General features: G+C 64.9%; 17 protein-coding genes. 9 read left to right on the top strand and 8 right to left on the bottom strand.

From position 1 onward, the window contains the following. The 4 genes from AWB82_RS38715 to AWB82_RS34720 all read right to left on the bottom strand — a co-directional run. The coding region (locus AWB82_RS38715; RefSeq protein WP_235023565.1) for a hypothetical protein at nt 1-181 on the bottom strand (181 nt) is incomplete at its 3' end. A 371-nt stretch (nt 182-552) separates the two neighbouring features. Next, nucleotides 553-1,389, bottom strand: a complete 837-nt coding sequence (locus AWB82_RS34730) for a BKACE family enzyme (protein ID WP_086973800.1) — start codon at nt 1,387-1,389, stop codon at nt 553-555. 186 nt (nt 1,390-1,575) lie between these two features. After that, nucleotides 1,576-1,857: a DUF3303 domain-containing protein gene (locus tag AWB82_RS34725; RefSeq protein WP_086973799.1), complete on the bottom strand. Its 282-nt coding sequence runs from the start codon at nt 1,855-1,857 to the stop codon at nt 1,576-1,578. 168 nt (nt 1,858-2,025) lie between these two features. Continuing rightward, nucleotides 2,026-2,394, bottom strand: coding sequence for a hypothetical protein (locus AWB82_RS34720; RefSeq protein WP_235023564.1), 369 nt, complete (start codon nt 2,392-2,394; stop codon nt 2,026-2,028). A 264-nt stretch (nt 2,395-2,658) separates the two neighbouring features. Between AWB82_RS34720 and AWB82_RS34715 the strand changes: the two genes are divergently transcribed. The 3 genes from AWB82_RS34715 to AWB82_RS34705 are packed head-to-tail and all read left to right on the top strand — an operon-like array spanning nt 2,659 to nt 5,047. After that, nucleotides 2,659-2,961 carry an EF-hand domain-containing protein gene (locus AWB82_RS34715; protein ID WP_086973795.1) on the top strand — a complete coding sequence of 101 codons (303 nt, stop codon included), beginning with the start codon at nt 2,659-2,661 and terminating at the stop codon, nt 2,959-2,961. Nucleotides 2,962-2,972: 11 nt separating this feature from the next. Continuing rightward, nucleotides 2,973-3,686 carry a response regulator gene (locus AWB82_RS34710; RefSeq protein ID WP_086973794.1) on the top strand — a complete coding sequence of 238 codons (714 nt, stop codon included), beginning with the start codon at nt 2,973-2,975 and terminating at the stop codon, nt 3,684-3,686. Next, nucleotides 3,683-5,047, top strand: coding sequence for an ATP-binding protein (locus AWB82_RS34705; RefSeq protein ID WP_086973793.1), 1,365 nt, complete (start codon nt 3,683-3,685; stop codon nt 5,045-5,047). Before AWB82_RS34710 ends, AWB82_RS34705 begins: the two co-directional genes overlap by 4 nt. 2 nt (nt 5,048-5,049) lie before the next feature. Here the strand turns inward: AWB82_RS34705 and AWB82_RS34700 are convergent, their stop codons facing one another. After that, complete coding sequence (locus AWB82_RS34700; protein ID WP_086973792.1) at nt 5,050-6,441, bottom strand: polyhydroxyalkanoate depolymerase; 1,392 nt, start codon at nt 6,439-6,441, stop codon at nt 5,050-5,052. 222 nt (nt 6,442-6,663) lie between these two features. Here AWB82_RS34700 and AWB82_RS34695 point away from each other — a divergent pair, with 222 nt between their 5' ends. The 3 genes from AWB82_RS34695 (at nt 6,664) to AWB82_RS34680 (ending at nt 9,080) form a co-directional block, all read left to right on the top strand. Continuing rightward, nucleotides 6,664-7,317 carry a glutathione S-transferase family protein gene (locus tag AWB82_RS34695; RefSeq protein ID WP_086973797.1) on the top strand — a complete coding sequence of 218 codons (654 nt, stop codon included), beginning with the start codon at nt 6,664-6,666 and terminating at the stop codon, nt 7,315-7,317. A 74-nt stretch (nt 7,318-7,391) separates the two neighbouring features. Then, nucleotides 7,392-8,111, top strand: a complete 720-nt coding sequence (locus tag AWB82_RS34690) for a helix-turn-helix domain-containing protein (RefSeq protein ID WP_086973791.1) — start codon at nt 7,392-7,394, stop codon at nt 8,109-8,111. 594 nt (nt 8,112-8,705) lie between these two features. Beyond that, nucleotides 8,706-9,080, top strand: coding sequence for a DUF3564 family protein (locus tag AWB82_RS34680; protein ID WP_235023563.1), 375 nt, complete (start codon nt 8,706-8,708; stop codon nt 9,078-9,080). A gap of 16 nt (nt 9,081-9,096) precedes the next feature. Here the strand turns inward: AWB82_RS34680 and AWB82_RS39295 are convergent, their stop codons facing one another. Continuing rightward, entirely contained in the window at nt 9,097-9,417 is a 321-nt protein-coding gene (locus AWB82_RS39295) for a DUF2964 family protein (RefSeq protein WP_407643078.1), read from the bottom strand. 210 nt (nt 9,418-9,627) lie between these two features. Between AWB82_RS39295 and phaP the strand changes: the two genes are divergently transcribed. Both phaP and AWB82_RS34665 read left to right on the top strand, forming a co-directional pair. After that, entirely contained in the window at nt 9,628-10,050 is a 423-nt protein-coding gene (gene phaP, locus AWB82_RS34670; RefSeq protein ID WP_086973788.1) for a phasin family protein, read from the top strand. 71 nt (nt 10,051-10,121) lie between these two features. Then, entirely contained in the window at nt 10,122-10,934 is an 813-nt protein-coding gene (locus tag AWB82_RS34665; protein WP_086973787.1) for a class I SAM-dependent methyltransferase, read from the top strand. 7 nt (nt 10,935-10,941) lie between these two features. On the opposite strand, the gene AWB82_RS34660 is transcribed toward AWB82_RS34665, so the two are convergent. After that, a complete protein-coding gene (locus AWB82_RS34660; RefSeq protein ID WP_086973786.1) occupies nt 10,942-13,089 on the bottom strand; it encodes a serine/threonine-protein kinase in 2,148 nt (715 codons plus the stop codon). A 475-nt stretch (nt 13,090-13,564) separates the two neighbouring features. On the opposite strand from AWB82_RS34660, the gene AWB82_RS34655 reads away from it, so the two are divergent. Continuing rightward, entirely contained in the window at nt 13,565-13,786 is a 222-nt protein-coding gene (locus tag AWB82_RS34655; RefSeq protein WP_086973785.1) for a hypothetical protein, read from the top strand. Nucleotides 13,787-13,821: 35 nt separating this feature from the next. On the opposite strand, the gene AWB82_RS34650 is transcribed toward AWB82_RS34655, so the two are convergent. After that, the coding region (locus AWB82_RS34650) for an Lhr family helicase (protein WP_456061747.1) at nt 13,822-15,691 on the bottom strand (1,870 nt) is incomplete at its 5' end.

Genomic DNA, 15,691 nt, shown 5'->3' with positions numbered 1-15,691 from the left:
AAAACAGATTTGATTTTCGGACCAGTCTTAGAGATGAGCTGCCTAGGTTAGCTAAGCCGACAATCACGAGCCGAGGCCGCCCTTGGAAACGCCCGAACAACATCCCGCCATCGCCGAAGCGCAATTTGCCGCACTGATCGACGTTCGGGCCGCTTGTCGGATGGTCGTTCAGGTTCGCCACGGGCGGGCCCGCGTGGTCGCGGCAGTCTCGGCTAGGTCTGTATGCAGGCGTTGGTGATCACCTTCCAGCGCGGCAATTGGACGGCCTACACATCGAAAACGCGGCGTGGTTGCCACGGATGTCGCGCATGACGCCGTCGTACGCGCCCGGCGTCATGTCGGTGCGGTAATAATCCGCGAATCGCCTTCGCGCTAGGCTTTTGCGATGGCGATGAAATCCCTCCGTACAAACCAAAGCGAACCCACCAGATAGCCCGATTTAAACATCCTCACTATGTTTTCGCATCCAGCCCGGAATAACCAAGCGGCTCATAGAAAATAAAAGCGCGCCGCGGTCCCCCGCCAGCGCGCCTCGCCCTACCCCATCACCATTCAAATCGACAGCAACTTCCGCGCTTCCTTCGCGGTCGCCACCGGCCGCCCATACTCCGCGCACAACGACGCCACCCGGCTCACCAACTGCGCATTGCTCTTTGCGAGCGTGTCCTTGTCCCAGCGCACGTTATCTTCCAGCCCCGTGCGGCAATGCCCGCCCAACTGCAACGTCCAGTGATTCACTTCAAGCTGATGACGTCCGATGCCAGCAGCCGTCCACGTCGCATCGGGCAAATTCTTCTTCAACTGCTCGATTTCGAATTCGAGAATTTCGCGTTTCGCGGGCAACGCATTCTTCACGCCGAGTACGAACTGCACGTGCACGGGCGACTTCAGCAAGCCCTGATTCACGAGATCGACGGTGCTATAGAGCATCGCCAGATCGAAGATCTCGATTTCGGGCTTCACATTGTGATCGAGCATGGTCTGCGCGAGCGAGCGCACGAAATCGGGCGGATTCTCGTAGACGATCGTCGGAAAATTCACCGATCCCGTTGCGAGCGACGCCATGTCGGGCTTGAGATCGAGCATCGCGCCGCGCTGCTCGAACGAGCGCCCGCGTCCGCCCGTCGAGAACTGGATGATGATGTCGGGACAATGCTTGCGGATGCCCTCCTGCAATTCCGCGAATCGATGCCGGTCAGAACTCGAACGTTCATCTTCGTCGCGCACGTGCAGATGCACGAGCGTCGCGCCCGCTTCATAGGCCTCGTGCGTGCTTTCGACCTGCTCGGGGATCGTAACCGGCACGGCGGGATTGTCTTTCTTGCGCGGCACCGAGCCGGTGATCGCGACCGATATGACGCAGGGTTCTTTCGTAGGGGATTGGGTCACGCTTCGCTCCTTGACGGCGCCATCCTGCAAGCAAGAATACGGGGATCGCGAACGGCGCTCAAATTTGAACTAACTAGTACGTTTGTAATGGTGAGGCCATCTCCGTTCCGCTGCAAGCCACGCAAACCCTAAGCTTGGTGCCGCGCGTTCGTACGACGAATCGGGCCGCTTTTCCGGCGATTGCCGCTATTGCCGCTCCGCATATTCCGCGAGCATTTTCCCGACCTGCTCGTCGGTGATCGCCGGCTTGATATCGAACACGAACAGATCGGCCCACTCGTGCGCCCAGCGCGCGAGCGGCTCAATGGTGTCGCATTCGCACACGGCGATGCCCCAGATCGAGCCGATCGCATGCCAGCGGCCCAGCAGATGAATGCCGTCGGGCGGCGCACCGCGCGTTTGCAGGAATCGCTCGGCCGCCAGTCGCTCGGCCTCGGGCTGCGCAGTCCAGTTGACGATGAATAGCATGGCTCGATCCTCCTGTTGGAACGCCATGAAACGGCGCGATGCGCCGGGCTCGCCGCCGCATCGGCACATCCGGCCGATGCGGTTCATTCAGTATAGGAGGCAGCCGCGCTTTGCATCACCGGGTATCGCCGAACGCGGCTGATCGGGCGCACGCAAGCGCGGCGTCGCTCAATGCATCACGACGACGGGCGTCGCGAGAACCGGTTGCGCATAGGTCACGCTGACGGCCGGCGCGACGCCATACGGCGTCACGACGACGGTCGGCCGCGGAGGCGGAAGTAGAACAGGTGGCAGCGGCGGCGGCGCGGCGACCACCACGGGCGCGACGGCCGGCGCCACGACGACCGTGCGCGCGGGCACGTAGTAATACGGCGGCCTCGGCGGCGGCGCGTAGTAGTACACGGGACGCGGCGGCGGTGCGTAGATCACGGCGGGCGCCACATAGGAAACCTGCACGCTCGTTCCAGCCGACGCGGTCTTCGCGCAAGTCAGGCTGATGGCGGCAACGGCGGAAACGCTGAGCAAACGGCAATTCATGATGAAGTCCTCATGCATCGTGAGTCGGTGAATACGGCAGCATCGAAAAGACAGAAAGACAGCACTGCCGGCGATGAGAACGATAGCGAAGCGCCGCCCGACGCGTGAGTCATAACTTATGTCGCCCGATGTCGGCGAAACGCGGGCATCGCGGACGAAATACGGCGACATGATTCGTAGCATCCCCAAGATTGCGTTCGCCGCGCGGCTCAATAGAATGGCATCACCGTCGACGTTCATCCGTGTCGAATCAGGGAGAGAGCCATGCGAAAGATTCTTGTCATCCTTGCGGCATGCGCGGCGTGCGCCAGTTCGGGCGCGGCGTTCGCGCAAACCGCTACGCAGCCGATGGGCGCGAGCCCGCGCCTCGAACACGCGGCCGGGCAGTTGCAGACGCGCTTTTCGAGCGCCAACATCACACACGACGGCAAGCTCACGCGCGAGCAGGCATCCACGGGCATGCCGATGGTGGCCAAGCACTTCGACGAAATCGATACGCAGAAAAACGGCTACGTGACCCTGCCGCAAATCGAAGCCTTCATGCACGAGCGCGCCGCGCAACGCTGATCGGAGTCTCCATGGAAACCCTGCCGAAGATCATCGTGCTCGACGACGAAGCCGAGTTGCGCAACATGCTGCAGCGCTTTCTGAGTTCGCAGGGTTTCGAGGTGCGCGTCGTCGAAAATGGCACGCGGCTCGACCGCTTTTTGCAGCGCGAGCCTTACGACCTGCTCGTGCTCGACTGGATGATGGAGCCCGAGGACGGCCTCTCGGTCTGCAAGCGCCTGCGCGCCGAAGGCCAGACGCTGCCGATCCTGATGCTCACCGCGAAAGGCGATCCGGTCGACAAGGTGATCGGTCTCGAAACCGGCGCCGACGATTACCTCGCCAAGCCCTTCCTGCCGCAAGAACTCGTCGCTCGCGTGCGCGCTTTGCTGCGCCGCCAGAAGATCGCGGCCGGCGATCCGACCCATACCCAGCAGATCATCCGCTTCGGCGATTTTCGCCTCGATCTCGCGAGGCAGAAGCTCTATCGCGACGGCGAGCCGTTCGGGATTCATTCCGCGCAAATGCAGTTGCTCACGGCGCTCGGCTCGTCGCCGAATCGCGCGGTGAGCCGCGACAACCTCATCGCCCGCACGCGCGGCCGCGATCACGACGCGCTCGATCGAAGCATCGACGTGCAGGTGCTTCGGCTGCGTCAGATCGTCGAGGAAGATCCGGGCAAGCCGCGCTTCATCAAGACTGTCTGGGGCGTCGGCTACATGCTGCTCGCCGATATCGAGTCATGAGCGGCGCGTCGCGCGCGCGCCTCGTGCCGCGCTCGCTTTTCGCGCGCAATATCCTGCTACTCGTCGCGCTCGTCGCGGTCAGTCAGGTGTGCGCGATCGCGGTGCTGCTGCACTTCATCCAGACACCGCGCATCGAACGCGCCGCGGCGACCTTCGCGAGCTATATCGTCACGCTCGACACGCTCTTGCAAACCACGCCGCCCGAAGCCGCGCAAAGCGTCGCCGCGCACCTCGACCTTCGCGCCGATTTGCCCGCCGGCGCGCGCGAGACGGCGCCGGGAACGCGCTTGCGCTTCTATCAAACGTACCAGCGCCGGACGTTCGTCGAGAGTCTGCGCGAGCATCTGCCCGCCGGCTTGCTCGTGCGCTGGCAAGGCGGCGACACGGCCGACGACGGTCAACAGCGCTTGTGGATTCGCGCGCATCTGTCGGGCGAACCTCGCTGGCTGGCGCTGCCGGTGCCCGAAGCCGCGCATGACGATGGCCTTGTCACCGCGCTGCTTCTTTCGCTCGGACTCGGCGCGCTCGCGTTCGCGACCGCCTACGTGATCCAGCGCCATCTGAACCGTCCGCTCGCGCATCTCGCCGATGCCGCGCGGCTCGTTTCCGCGGGCGGCGAGCCCGGCGTGCTGCCGACCGACGGCCCGACCGAAATCGCGCAGGTCAGCGACGCCTTCAACCGCATGACGGCCGCGCTGAAAGAAGCCGAAGCCACGCGCGCGCTGATGCTCGCGGGCATCTCGCACGACATCCGCACGCCGATGACCAAGCTGCGCCTCGCCATGGCGATATCCGCCGTGCCGTCGACGGACGCGGGCTTCGCGGCATCGGCGGAAGGCTATCTCGACACCATCGACACGATTCTTCAGCAGTTCATGGACTACGCCGGCAGCGGCGCGAAGGAAACGCCCGTCGTCGGCGATCTCAATGCGCTGATCGCGAATCTCGCGGCCGATTTCGCCGGGCTGGGACACGAGTTCGCGCTCGATCTCGGCGCGATTGAGCCATTCGCGTTTCGCCCGATCAGCATGATGCGCATGCTCATGAATCTGATGCAGAACGCGGTGCTGTACGGCGTCGTCGGGCTGGAAGTGCGCACGTGGACGGACGCTCGTGCGAACACCGTGTGCGTCGTGATCGCGGATCGCGGCAAAGGGCTCGGCGCGCAGGACCCCGAGGCGCTCAAGCAGCCGTTCAAGCGCGGCGGCGGCGAAGGCCAGCCGAAGGGCACGGGCCTCGGTCTCGCGATCGTCGAGCGCATCGCGCGGCTGCACGGCGGGACGCTCGAACTGCGCGCGCGCGAAGGCGGCGGCGCACAGGCGTGCATCGTCCTGCCGCTTTCGGGCGATGCCGCGAACTAGCGCTATTCGGTTGCATGCGCGTCGTCGGGGTCGGGAATCGCCTGTTTGCCATCGCCCCGATTCGCCGCCTGCGCCTGCTCCTCGGCGAGCGTCGATTCGCGCGCGAGCGGCGCGATCGACTGCAACGGCACCATCGGTTGCGCGCGCGCGTTCACGCCGGCCGGACTCGGCTCGTTGTCGTGGATCAAGGCGCGGATACGCGGATAAATCTGCCGCTCCCAGCGCTTGCCGTTGAACACACCGTAGTGTCCGACGCCCGTCTGCACGTGATGCGCCTTCAGATACGGCCGCAGCTTGTCGCACAAATCCTGCGCGGCGAGCGTCTGGCCGACGGCGCAAATATCGTCGCGCTCGCCCTCGACGGTGAAGAGCGCGGTGCGCCGGATCGCCGACGGATCGACCTTGCGGCCGCGCACTTCGAGTTGCTTCAACGGCAACGCGTGCCGCTGAAACACCGTGTCGACGGTTTCCAGATAGAACTCGGCCGTGAGGTCCATCGTCGCGAAGTATTCCTCGTAGAAAACACGGATCGCGTCCGCTTTCGCGGGATCGCCCTTCGCGCGCTGATAGTGCATCTCCTCGAACGATTCGATGTGGCGCGCGAGATTCATCGACATGAACGCGCCCAGTTGCACGAAGCCCGGATAGACGCGCCGCATCGCGCCCGCGAAGCCGAACGGCACCATGCTGATGAGATTGCGCTCGAACCAGTCGATCGGCTTGCTTTTCGCGAGCTCGTTCACGCGTGTCGGGTTCACGCGCGTATCGATGGGGCCGGCCATCAGCGTCATGCTCGCCGGCTCGGCCGAATGTCTGTCCTCGGCCATCAGCGCGACGGCCGACAGCGCCGCCACCGTCGGCTGGCACACGGCGAGCAGATGCGCGCCCGGCCCGATCGTCTCGATGAATTCGATGATGTGATGCACGTACTCGTCGAAGCCGAAGCGGCCGTGTATCAGCGAGACATCGCGCGGATTGCGCCAGTCGGTGATATAGACGTCGTGGTCGGCGAGCATCGTCTGCACGGTGCCGCGCAGCAAGGTCGCGAAGTGCCCGGACATCGGCGCGATCACGAGCACGCGCGGCTGCGCGACGGACGCATCGTCCTTACGGAAATGGAGCAAATCGCAGAACGGCGTCGATGCCGTGACTTCTTCCTCGACGCGCATCGTTTTGCCTTCGACCTGCACCGGCGCGATCTCGAACGGCGGCCGCGCGTGGGTCAGCCCCGCGAGCGCGATCTGTTCGCAAAACGCCGCGAGATCGCGGCCCTGCGGCGTCGCGCCCATCTCCTTCCAGACGCGCAGCGCGCCGTCGACCAGCGCGGCGGCGTGGCGCATCGGCAGCATTGCATCGGACCAGGCCTGATAGCTCGCGTACGTGAACGGATTCATCTCTCTTGCACGCGGGCGGCGCATGCGTCGATATGGAACCTCGAAGGGAGGCAATCGCCATGCCAATCGATGACCACATACTTCATGATGCTACCTCCATGCGCCCCGGCGATTGGCATAGGCTTTGCACGGTTGCCATCCACGAGCGCGTTTTGCCGCGCTTCGGTGCCTGCGCGCACCGCGCTCGATCCGTTTTGGTGCACGAAGCGCGAGGAACGACTCATGGCGAACGCCACGCTCACCATCAGCAGCAAGAACTATTCGTCCTGGTCGCTGCGCGGCTGGCTGCTCACGAAGTTCAGCGGACTGCCGTTCGACGAAGTCGTGATGCCCGCCGACGATCCCGGCGCACGCGCCGAGTTGCTGCTTCTGTCGCCATCGATTCTGGTGCCGTGTCTGTTTCACGATGGCATCAAGGTCTGGGACACGCTCGCGATCGCCGAGTATCTGAACGAAGTGCGCCCCGACGCCGGCCTGCTGCCGGCCGAACGCGCCGAGCGCGCGCATTGCCGCGCGATCTGCGGCGAGATGCATTCGGGTTTCGCCGCCTTGCGCTCCGCGCTGCCGATGAATCTGAAGGCCCACTTTCCCGGCTTCAAGGTATGGGCGCGCGCGCAGACCGACATCGAGCGTATCGTGACGATCTGGCACGAGTGCCTCGCGCAATATGGCGGTCCGTATCTGTTCGGCGAACGAACGTGCGCGGATGCGATGTTCGCGCCCGTCGTCACGCGCTTCGTCACCTACGACGTGAAGCTCGACGCCGATATCGTCGCGTACGGCGAGCGCATTCTCGCGATGCCGGAGATGCGCCGCTGGATCGCCGATGCGCAACAGGAAGCCGAAGAAATCGACGAACTGGACATCGAGTTCTGAAACCGGCGCGCGCGTCCGGCAGATTTTCCTTTCCTCCATTCGTGAACCATACTGGTTTGTAGGAGGAAGCCTCAATGGAATCTTCAATCGATGCAGGCGCGACGGCCCGGCGCGCGGCGCACGACAGCGTGCCGACGCTGCACGTGCGTCTCTCCGACGCCGACGCCATCCCGTTTCCGACGCGCATCGTCGAGCGCGGCGACGCGCTCTACTGCGCGGGCGAGCCGTTGCGCAGCCTCTATACGGTGCAAAGCGGCTGCTTCAAGACGGTCTCGACTTTTCCCAGCGCGGACGACGACAGCGCGCCGCGCACGCAGGTCACAGGCTTTCACTTCGAGAACGAAACGCTCGGCCTCGATGGTGTGTGCACGAACCGGCACGAAAGCGACGCCATCGCGCTGGAATCGAGTGTCGTGCGCATCATGCCGGTCGGCATCCTCGAACCGCTGTGTCGCGAGTACGCGGCGATGCAGCATGAGCTGCTCGCGATCATGAGCGCGGAAATCGTGCGCGCGTCGCGTCTCGCGCTGATGCTCGGCACGATGCCCGCGCGCGAGCGCGTCGCCGCGTTCCTGCTCGATTTCTCCGAACGGCTCAATGCGGGCGCGACGCCATCCGGCGAACATCCGGTTGAACTGCTCCTGCCGATGACGCGCGCGGACATCGGCAGCTATCTTGGGCTCGAACTCGAAACCGTGAGCCGCACGCTCTCGAAGCTGCAGCGTGAAGGCGCGATCGGGCTCAACGGGCGGCAGGTGCGCATCGTCGATCGCGCGATGCTCGAACATCAATGACTGATGGGCAGTTCGCGAACGTCGCGCGCCAGTTTGATATTGCAGCGCAGCGCATTTCGCGTCGGGCGGACCAAAATATCGATCGCACGCGCGACGCGTTGGGGCGCACGAACCCGACGTGGTGCGCCGATGCACGTTCGCCGGGCATCGGTGTCACGCGACATCCCACGATGATGCGGCGCATTCATCTCACGTCGATGGCGACCCCATGCGGCGATATGCCTCCGCTACGTGTCGCTGAAGCGTCAGATTGCCGTACTAAACTTTAGACATGCAGTCACGACGCGAACATGTGTTGCTTACACATTTCGGCATCGGTCTTGCTTGATCGGTTCGTCCTCATCGCTGTTGCGGCGCGGCAGATTCGCGGTTCGCGAGCTTGCCTTACGAACACACCGGCGATGGAACCCATTACATGCGGCGTGATTAAACTTTTTTGCCGCGTCCAGTTCGAACCTGTCATCGTGGTCTGAAAGGGCCGCGTCGCAATGCCTTAACAATACGCGCGGCGTGAGCCGCCATTCAACCGACGACGCTCATGGCCGGCGAAAACGCCGAGCGTCTCGTCCATCGATTTGCTTCATGGAGGATGACATGCGTATCACGGTCAAGCTGGATGGCTTCGAAGGCGCGCAATCGGCGGCCTACGCCATCCTGTGGCTCGACAAGGAAACTCGCCGATGGTCGCGCGAAGGCCATCAGGCGGTGGAAGTGCCGGACTGGGGCGGTTTGCGTTCCGGTTTTAACGGCACGATGATTTGCGGCCAGCAGGTCGGCGACCCTATTTGCGTGCTGGAGCGCCTCGATGTCGACGCGCCGGACGGCCCATGTGAAGGGCTCGCGGGACGCGTGTTGTGGTATGCGGACGGCGCTGGCGTGAAGAGCACCGGACGCTGGCACGTGCAGTGTATCGACCGCGAACAGATCAAGGCGGAGCACGGCGTCTTCGCCGGCGAAGAGCGAATCTGATCGCGCCGCGCAATCGTCAGGGCTCGTCGCTCGGCAACGGTGTGAGCATCACCACGAACGACGCAGCCCCGATGAGTATCGCGAGCACGCCGTAGTACATCACGGCGGTCTCGTCGAACAGCAGACCGCGCAGCGCCGCATTGATGCCGCCCAGCGTCACGAACACAGCGCCGAGGGCCGCGACGATGCGTCCTTCACCCCTGATCATGATCTTCTCCCGACCGTCGGCGGCTTCGGCCTCTTGCGCGGTCGCGGCACGCAAACGTGCGAACGTGCCGACGGTGCGCCGCCATGATTTCATGGTCGCTTGCGCGGCGCGGCACGAGTTGACTTGCATCAACTCCGACGAGGCGCTGCGCGGTGGCGTGAGACGACCGCTCGTTCTGGTGTTTTCCCTTGCCCCATTTCCACGGCTTATATTGGTAGTATCAGGTGCTGGCTGCGCGTTGGCATGGTTTCGCGCGCACGGCGCATGCTGCACGGGCCGTCCTCGCGTTTGCCCGCAAGAATGGCTCGCATTCGACAGACAGAACCCTGGGGAGGCACGATGAATCAAAATTTCAGCGATCCGTTCAGCCAGTTTGCAGCCATGTTCCAGCAGTACCAGCTTCCGGGCTTCGATGTCACCGCGATCATGGAATCGCGGCGCAAGGATGTCGAAGCGCTCGCGGCGACCAATCGCGTCGCGTTCGGCGGCATGGAGGCGCTGCGCGACAAACAACTCGAAATTCTGCGCCGGACCTTGGGCGATCTGGAAAGCATCGCAAAACAATTCGCCACGACGTCGACTCAGCCGCCGTTCAACGCCAACGAAGTCGTGCAACGCGCGCTGCATAACGCGCTCGCCGACATGCAGGACATCGCCCGCACGACCCAGCAAACTCAGGCCGAAGCCTATGCGCTCGTCAGCAAACGCATGGAAGACGCACTGAATGAACTCAAAGGCTCTATTGAGAAGCCCAGGACCTAGCCTCGCGCATTTCTGACGAGGCCCGGCCTCCGGCAATGGCGAGCCGCGCGTGCGGCGAGCGGAGGTGCGTCATGGAATTCGACGAATTCGCGGCGTTCGAGAAAAACGGCTGGGAGCATGTCGTCCCGTCGTATGAGGACTATTTCGGAAGGCTCACCGTGCAGTCGCATCCCGCGCTGCTCGATGCGCTTTCGGTCGGTCCGGGCATCCGCATGCTCGATGTCGCCGCCGGGCCGGGCAATCTAGCCGCGGCGGCGATCGAACGCGGCGCGACCGCGGCGGCCGTCGACTTCTCCGCGTCGATGATCGCGCACGCGCGCCAGCTTCATCCCGAGATCGAATTCCAGCTCGCGGGCGCGGAGCATTTGCCGTTCGGCGACGAGAGCTTCGACGCTGTCGGCATCAACTTCGGCATGTTGCATTTTCCGGAGCCGGAACGCGCGCTCGACGAAGCGGCGCGCGTGCTGCGCCAGGGCGGGCGCGTCGCGTTCACCGCGTGGGCCGTGCCCGAGCGCGCGGTCGGTTTCGGCATGGTGCTCGACGCCGTCCGGCTGCACGGCAAGCCCGATGTCGGACTGCCGCCCGCGCCGCCCTTCTTCCGCTTCGGCGATCCCGACGAATGCGTGCGCGTGCTGACCGAAGCAGGCTTCGCCGACGCGCGCGCCGACGAAGTCGAACAGACCTGGCATCTCGTGCTGCCTGAAACGCCGCTCGACGGTTTGATGCACGGCGGCGTGCGCATGGCGGCGATGCTGCGCGCGCAATCGAAAAGCGCGCTCGCCGCGATCGAGCAGGAAGTGCGAGCGCGCGTGAAGGCATATGCGCAACACGGGGAATTGCTCGTGCCGATGCCTTGCGTGCTGGCTTGCGCCACGAAACGCTGAGCCGGTCTTACTTTTTGGCTGCCTGCGTCGTGATCTGGAAGATATCGACGGCCACGCGGTCGCGGCCATATTTACCCGCGAGCGCGGAGAGCCGTTTTTCGACGGCGCGCAGATACTCGGGCTTCGCTTCGCTGTCGGGGCGCGCCGAGTCGAAGAGCGGCGCGGGCGTCACTGTCAGCACGATCATCTCCGAACCGAACGGCTTGCCGACGACCCAATCGCCCATCGTGCCGATGGTCGCCGTGTAGTTCGCCGGCGCCTGGTTGTCGCGCGAGCGCGCGTTGGGCAACAAGTGCACCACGCTGCCATCGAGCATGAAATAGTCGACATTGACGTACGACTCGAACGCGGGCGTCATCAGATCGATGATGAGCGGATCGCCTTCGGTAAGGTGCGTCGCGCGCGAACGCGTGTGCACCGATGCGGGCCGCCCCGACTGCCGGTTGGCCGTCCAGAACGGGCCGAATACCTTGAGCAGATCGCACTTGTCGTCGGCGACCTGCTGTACGCCGAAGTTCGTCGTCTTCGCGCCGGGCACGCGGCCGAGCGCTTCCTTCAGCCGCGCGAGACCGTACTTCTGCGATACGAAGCCCTGCACATCGACGGTCTGATCGTGTACCGACGCCACCAGCGCCGAGCACGGCACGCTCGCGAGCACGGGCGTAACGGCGGCCATCGTGAGTTCGGGAATGGGCGTCGCGGGCACGGCGGGCGTGACCGCGACGGAGGAAACCGGGGCCACGGCAGCGGGCGCGTGTGGCGTCACCGCGCCCGTGGCGCTTCCTTCGGACTGGCCGGGCGGCGCTTCGCGCGCGGCCTCCTCGCCGCCGCGCGACTGATCGTAAAAGTAATAGCCCGCGCCCGCGACGAGCGCGGCCACGAGCGCCGCTACGCCGATCGCAAGCTTCGGCGCGCCGCCCTTTTTAGCCTTGCGACCCGCAGGCGGCGGGGCGTGATCCTCGCCGATCTCTTCGAAAAATTGCGTGACGCTCGGCGTTCTCGCCTCGCGCTCAAACGCGAGCGCGGCCTTCAGCGCCTTCCACTGCTTGTTGCCCAGATGCTCCGGGCGCGCCGGCTTCATGCCCGCACTTTTCGCCTGCAACGCGGGCACGCGATCGAACGGGTGCTTTCCCGTCAGCAATTCGTATGTGATGCAGCCGAGCGCGTAAATGTCGTCGCGCGGATCGGGCTCGCGATGCTCCAGCATTTCCGGGCTCGCGTAGGCGGGCGTCAGCGCGCCGAGACTGCCGGGATCGAAGATAGTCGCCTCGGTTTCCTCCTCGGGCCGCGTAATCACGCGCGAGATGCCGAAATCGATCACCTTCACTTCGGATGTGTCGGTCAGGAACACGTTGGCGGGCTTGAAATCGCAATGCACGAAGCCGCGTTCGTGCGCGTAGGCGAGCGCGTTGGCCATGCCCTTCAAAATCGGGAAGACCTCGGAGAACGGCATGCCCTTGAAATTCGGGTTACGAAGCAAGCGCGACAGCGGCTGGCCGGACAAATGTTCCATCGTCAGATAGACGACCTGTCCGTCGCGGTCGAAGTCGTACACGGTGACGATGTTCCGATGCGCGAGTTGCTGCGCCTTGCGCGCCTCGCGCTGCAGGGCGATCAGCGATTTCGGATTGCCGCGGAACTGCAGATTGAGGACCTTGATCGCGACATACGGTTTTCGATCCGACGCTTCGAGCTTGCGCAGATCGAGCGCCTTGTACACCGTCCCCATTCCGCCGATGCCAAGGCACTCTTCCAGTACGAAGCGGCTGTTGAGCGTGTCGCCGACACCTTTCATCTGCTGATCGTGGTCGACCATAACCTGGGTCGCCTGACTGCCGGTGCCGCCGCTCGGATCGCGCGAAGGCGGCGGCGCGAAGCCTGGCGAGGTTTGCAGCCGCGTCTCGTCGCGGCTCGCGGGGCCAGTGGGGGAATCGGCGTCGGGACGCATGCGCGCCCCATGTTCAATGCGGCGGCGCACGGCCGCATAAATGTCGGGCGGCAACGGCCGTGCCGCGTGCTCCTCGTCGAGGATCTCCATGAGCCGCTTCGCCGGAGTCTGCTCGGTCGCCAGTGCGCCGTCCACTCCCGCAAAGAACTCGTCGCGCGACCCGCCGTCGCCCCGAAATGTACGAATCGCTTGCGCAAAACTTGTCATCTGTGCGACGCGACGCGGCTCCAATCGATCGACAACTCACTTGTCGTAACAAAACAATGGTGCTCGTTCGATACTAGCCTTCACCTGAAGCTTTCGCAAATGGCGTTTTCGATCATGAGCGGCATCGCGCACATGTCGTTCGGAGGCCGACACATCGATGACGATTGTTGGTGCGGCGGCGTCTGATCGCGCTTTGCCCGAGTGTGCCGAGCATGCGATGAACCGCCAATAACGTCGATAAATCAAGGCGTTGCGCGATTCGATCGAACCTGCGTGCGACCTTGGCACGCGATTCGCATGACTTCGCGCGAACGTCTCTGCGGCAGAAGGCATGCGCCTTTTGCCGCCACTGGCGTCCGACGCTTATCGGCGTTTTGCGACCGATGAACGGCGCACCGGATCGAGGAGTCGCAACGGCGCGTCGAGGCGTATTGTCTATACTCGATTGCGACTCTTCACTCTGGAGGAAGCATCCATGGCCGTCATCAGAATCAGGGATCTCGCCGACAGCGTCGAACTCGACAGGCAGGCGATGCATACGATCGTCGGCGGCGCGCGCGATGGCGTGCGGCCGTTGTTCCGCATCCGGCCGGCGTCGAACACGAATCGTGTCGTCGACTATCCGGGCGTGCCGGTAAAGGACGTGCCCGCCACGCAAGCCGGGCCGTTCACCACCAAGTTCGTCACAAAGAAGTAACGTCGATAGCGGCGAGGGATCACGTCCTTCCCGCTTCAATGGCGCGCCGGCATGCCGGCGCCCGTCATCCCGGTTCCGATCGAAGTGCTAAGCGAGCGCGCCGTGCGCTTGACGAGCGCAAGACGCATGCGCTCGCGCCCTTCTCCATCGAAGTCGCCGAAATAACGCGTCTTGCCCGCGATCACCGCGCCGACCGGCACGCCGTCGAGATACAGCACGCGATTGCCCGCGAGCGCCGGCACCTTTTCTCCGGGCAGCAAAGTGCCGACGAGATTGAGCGGATCGACCGCCGAGAGCGCGACGAACGCGCCCTCCTTCGGCCGCTTGCGCATCTCGCGCAGAAGCGGCACGGCTTCGGGCAGCGCGAATTGCTCGCCCGCGAGCCCGGCGACGAAGCGCCCGCCGCGAATCTCGCCGCGCGCTTCCAACCGATGATAGGCGCGCAGCAAGTCGCGCCACGGCGCGAGCCATTCCGCCTCGCGCTCCAGAAGACGCCAGAACACGACGCCGTAGCGCCGCAAAAGCGTCAGCGCGACGTGTTCGAGATCGCCTTCGTCGCGCGCGTCGTCCGGCTTTGCGCGGCGCAGGAGCGCCCAGCGTCCGGCATCGTCCATTCCGCCGATGAACAACCCGCCGCGCCTCGGCCGACGCGCGAACGCGTTGCGCTTCGCGGCGGGCGCAAGGAGCGCGCGCAGGCCCGCGAAGCTGTCGGCGTTGACGAGGCCGAGCGCGACCAGTTCGCCGAGCGCGTCTTCGAGTTCGGTGCGCAGGAGGCGCACGTCGGAGAGAAGTTCGTCGAAGAACATCGCGCCGTGCGCTTTCAGCGCGTCGAACACGCGTTCGGCGCGCGATGAAAGTTGCGGCGCGTCGTCCGGACTCGCGCTGGAGGACGTCCGCCGAGACGACATCAGCGCGTTCCACGCCTCCAGATGACGGCGCGGCAACAGCACGATCGGCGTGCCGCGCACCGGTCCGCCCGAGGCGCGCGAACGTCCCGCGGGCCGCGCCCACACGAGCTTGCCGGCGCGACAGAGATCGTCGAGCCACATGCCCGTATAATCGGCGATGCGCGCCGGCAGAATCTCGTCCTCCCACGCCACGGCCGGCGCTTCGAATCCTTCGAGCTGTTCGAGCACGGCGCCGAGCGCGTCGCGGCCCTCGCCGTGCGAATCGGGCGCGACGCGCTGCCATTCGAGCAGAAAGCGCATGAAATCCTGCCGCTCGACCGGCTCGATCTCGCGCCGCAGCCGCCGCACCGTATAGCGATGAATCCGCGCGAGCAGATGCCGCTCGCACCATTGCTCGGCCGGCGCGCCCGGCGTGAATCGTCCGCGCATCACGTAGCCCTGCGCTTCGAGCCGCGTCAACGCGAGCGCGATCGCCGAAGCGGACAGCGCGAGCGGACGCGCGATTTCCGGCACCGTCAGCGGCCCAAACCCCGACAGACGCGCGCGCACGATTTCGACGAGCGCGTCGTCGGGCGGCCACGCATCGTCGAAACCCGGCGGCGGTTGCAGCGACGGATGCATCGGCGCGTGCTCGTACACGGCGCGCACGCACGCGAGACGCTCGACGGGCGTCCAGAGCGCGTCGTGCTCCGCGATCTGCAGGCGCGTCGCGCGGCCCGAGTGCGCGAGCGCTTCGAGCCACGCGAGCCATTGCGGGCTGCGCTGCGCTTCCGCCTCGGCGATGCACGCGAGCGTCGAGAGCGCCTCGTGCATTTCATCGGCGCTCGTAACCTCGGGCCACGCTTCTTCGCGCACGCTCGCGATGGCTTCGGGATCGAGCGCGCCGAGATCGTCCGCCGATTGCGGATCGCTCCAGCGGCGCGCGAGCACGGCCTGCGTGCGGCGCTCTTCCAGCGGCGCATCGTCGAGGAACGCATACGGCCGCGCCGACAGAATC

Source organism: Caballeronia glebae, from assembly GCF_001545035.1.
GTDB classification, from domain to species: Bacteria; Pseudomonadota; Gammaproteobacteria; order Burkholderiales; family Burkholderiaceae; genus Caballeronia; species Caballeronia glebae.
The sequence above is the reverse complement of the archived record's forward strand: the minus strand, read 5'-3'. Positions and strand labels throughout refer to the sequence as shown.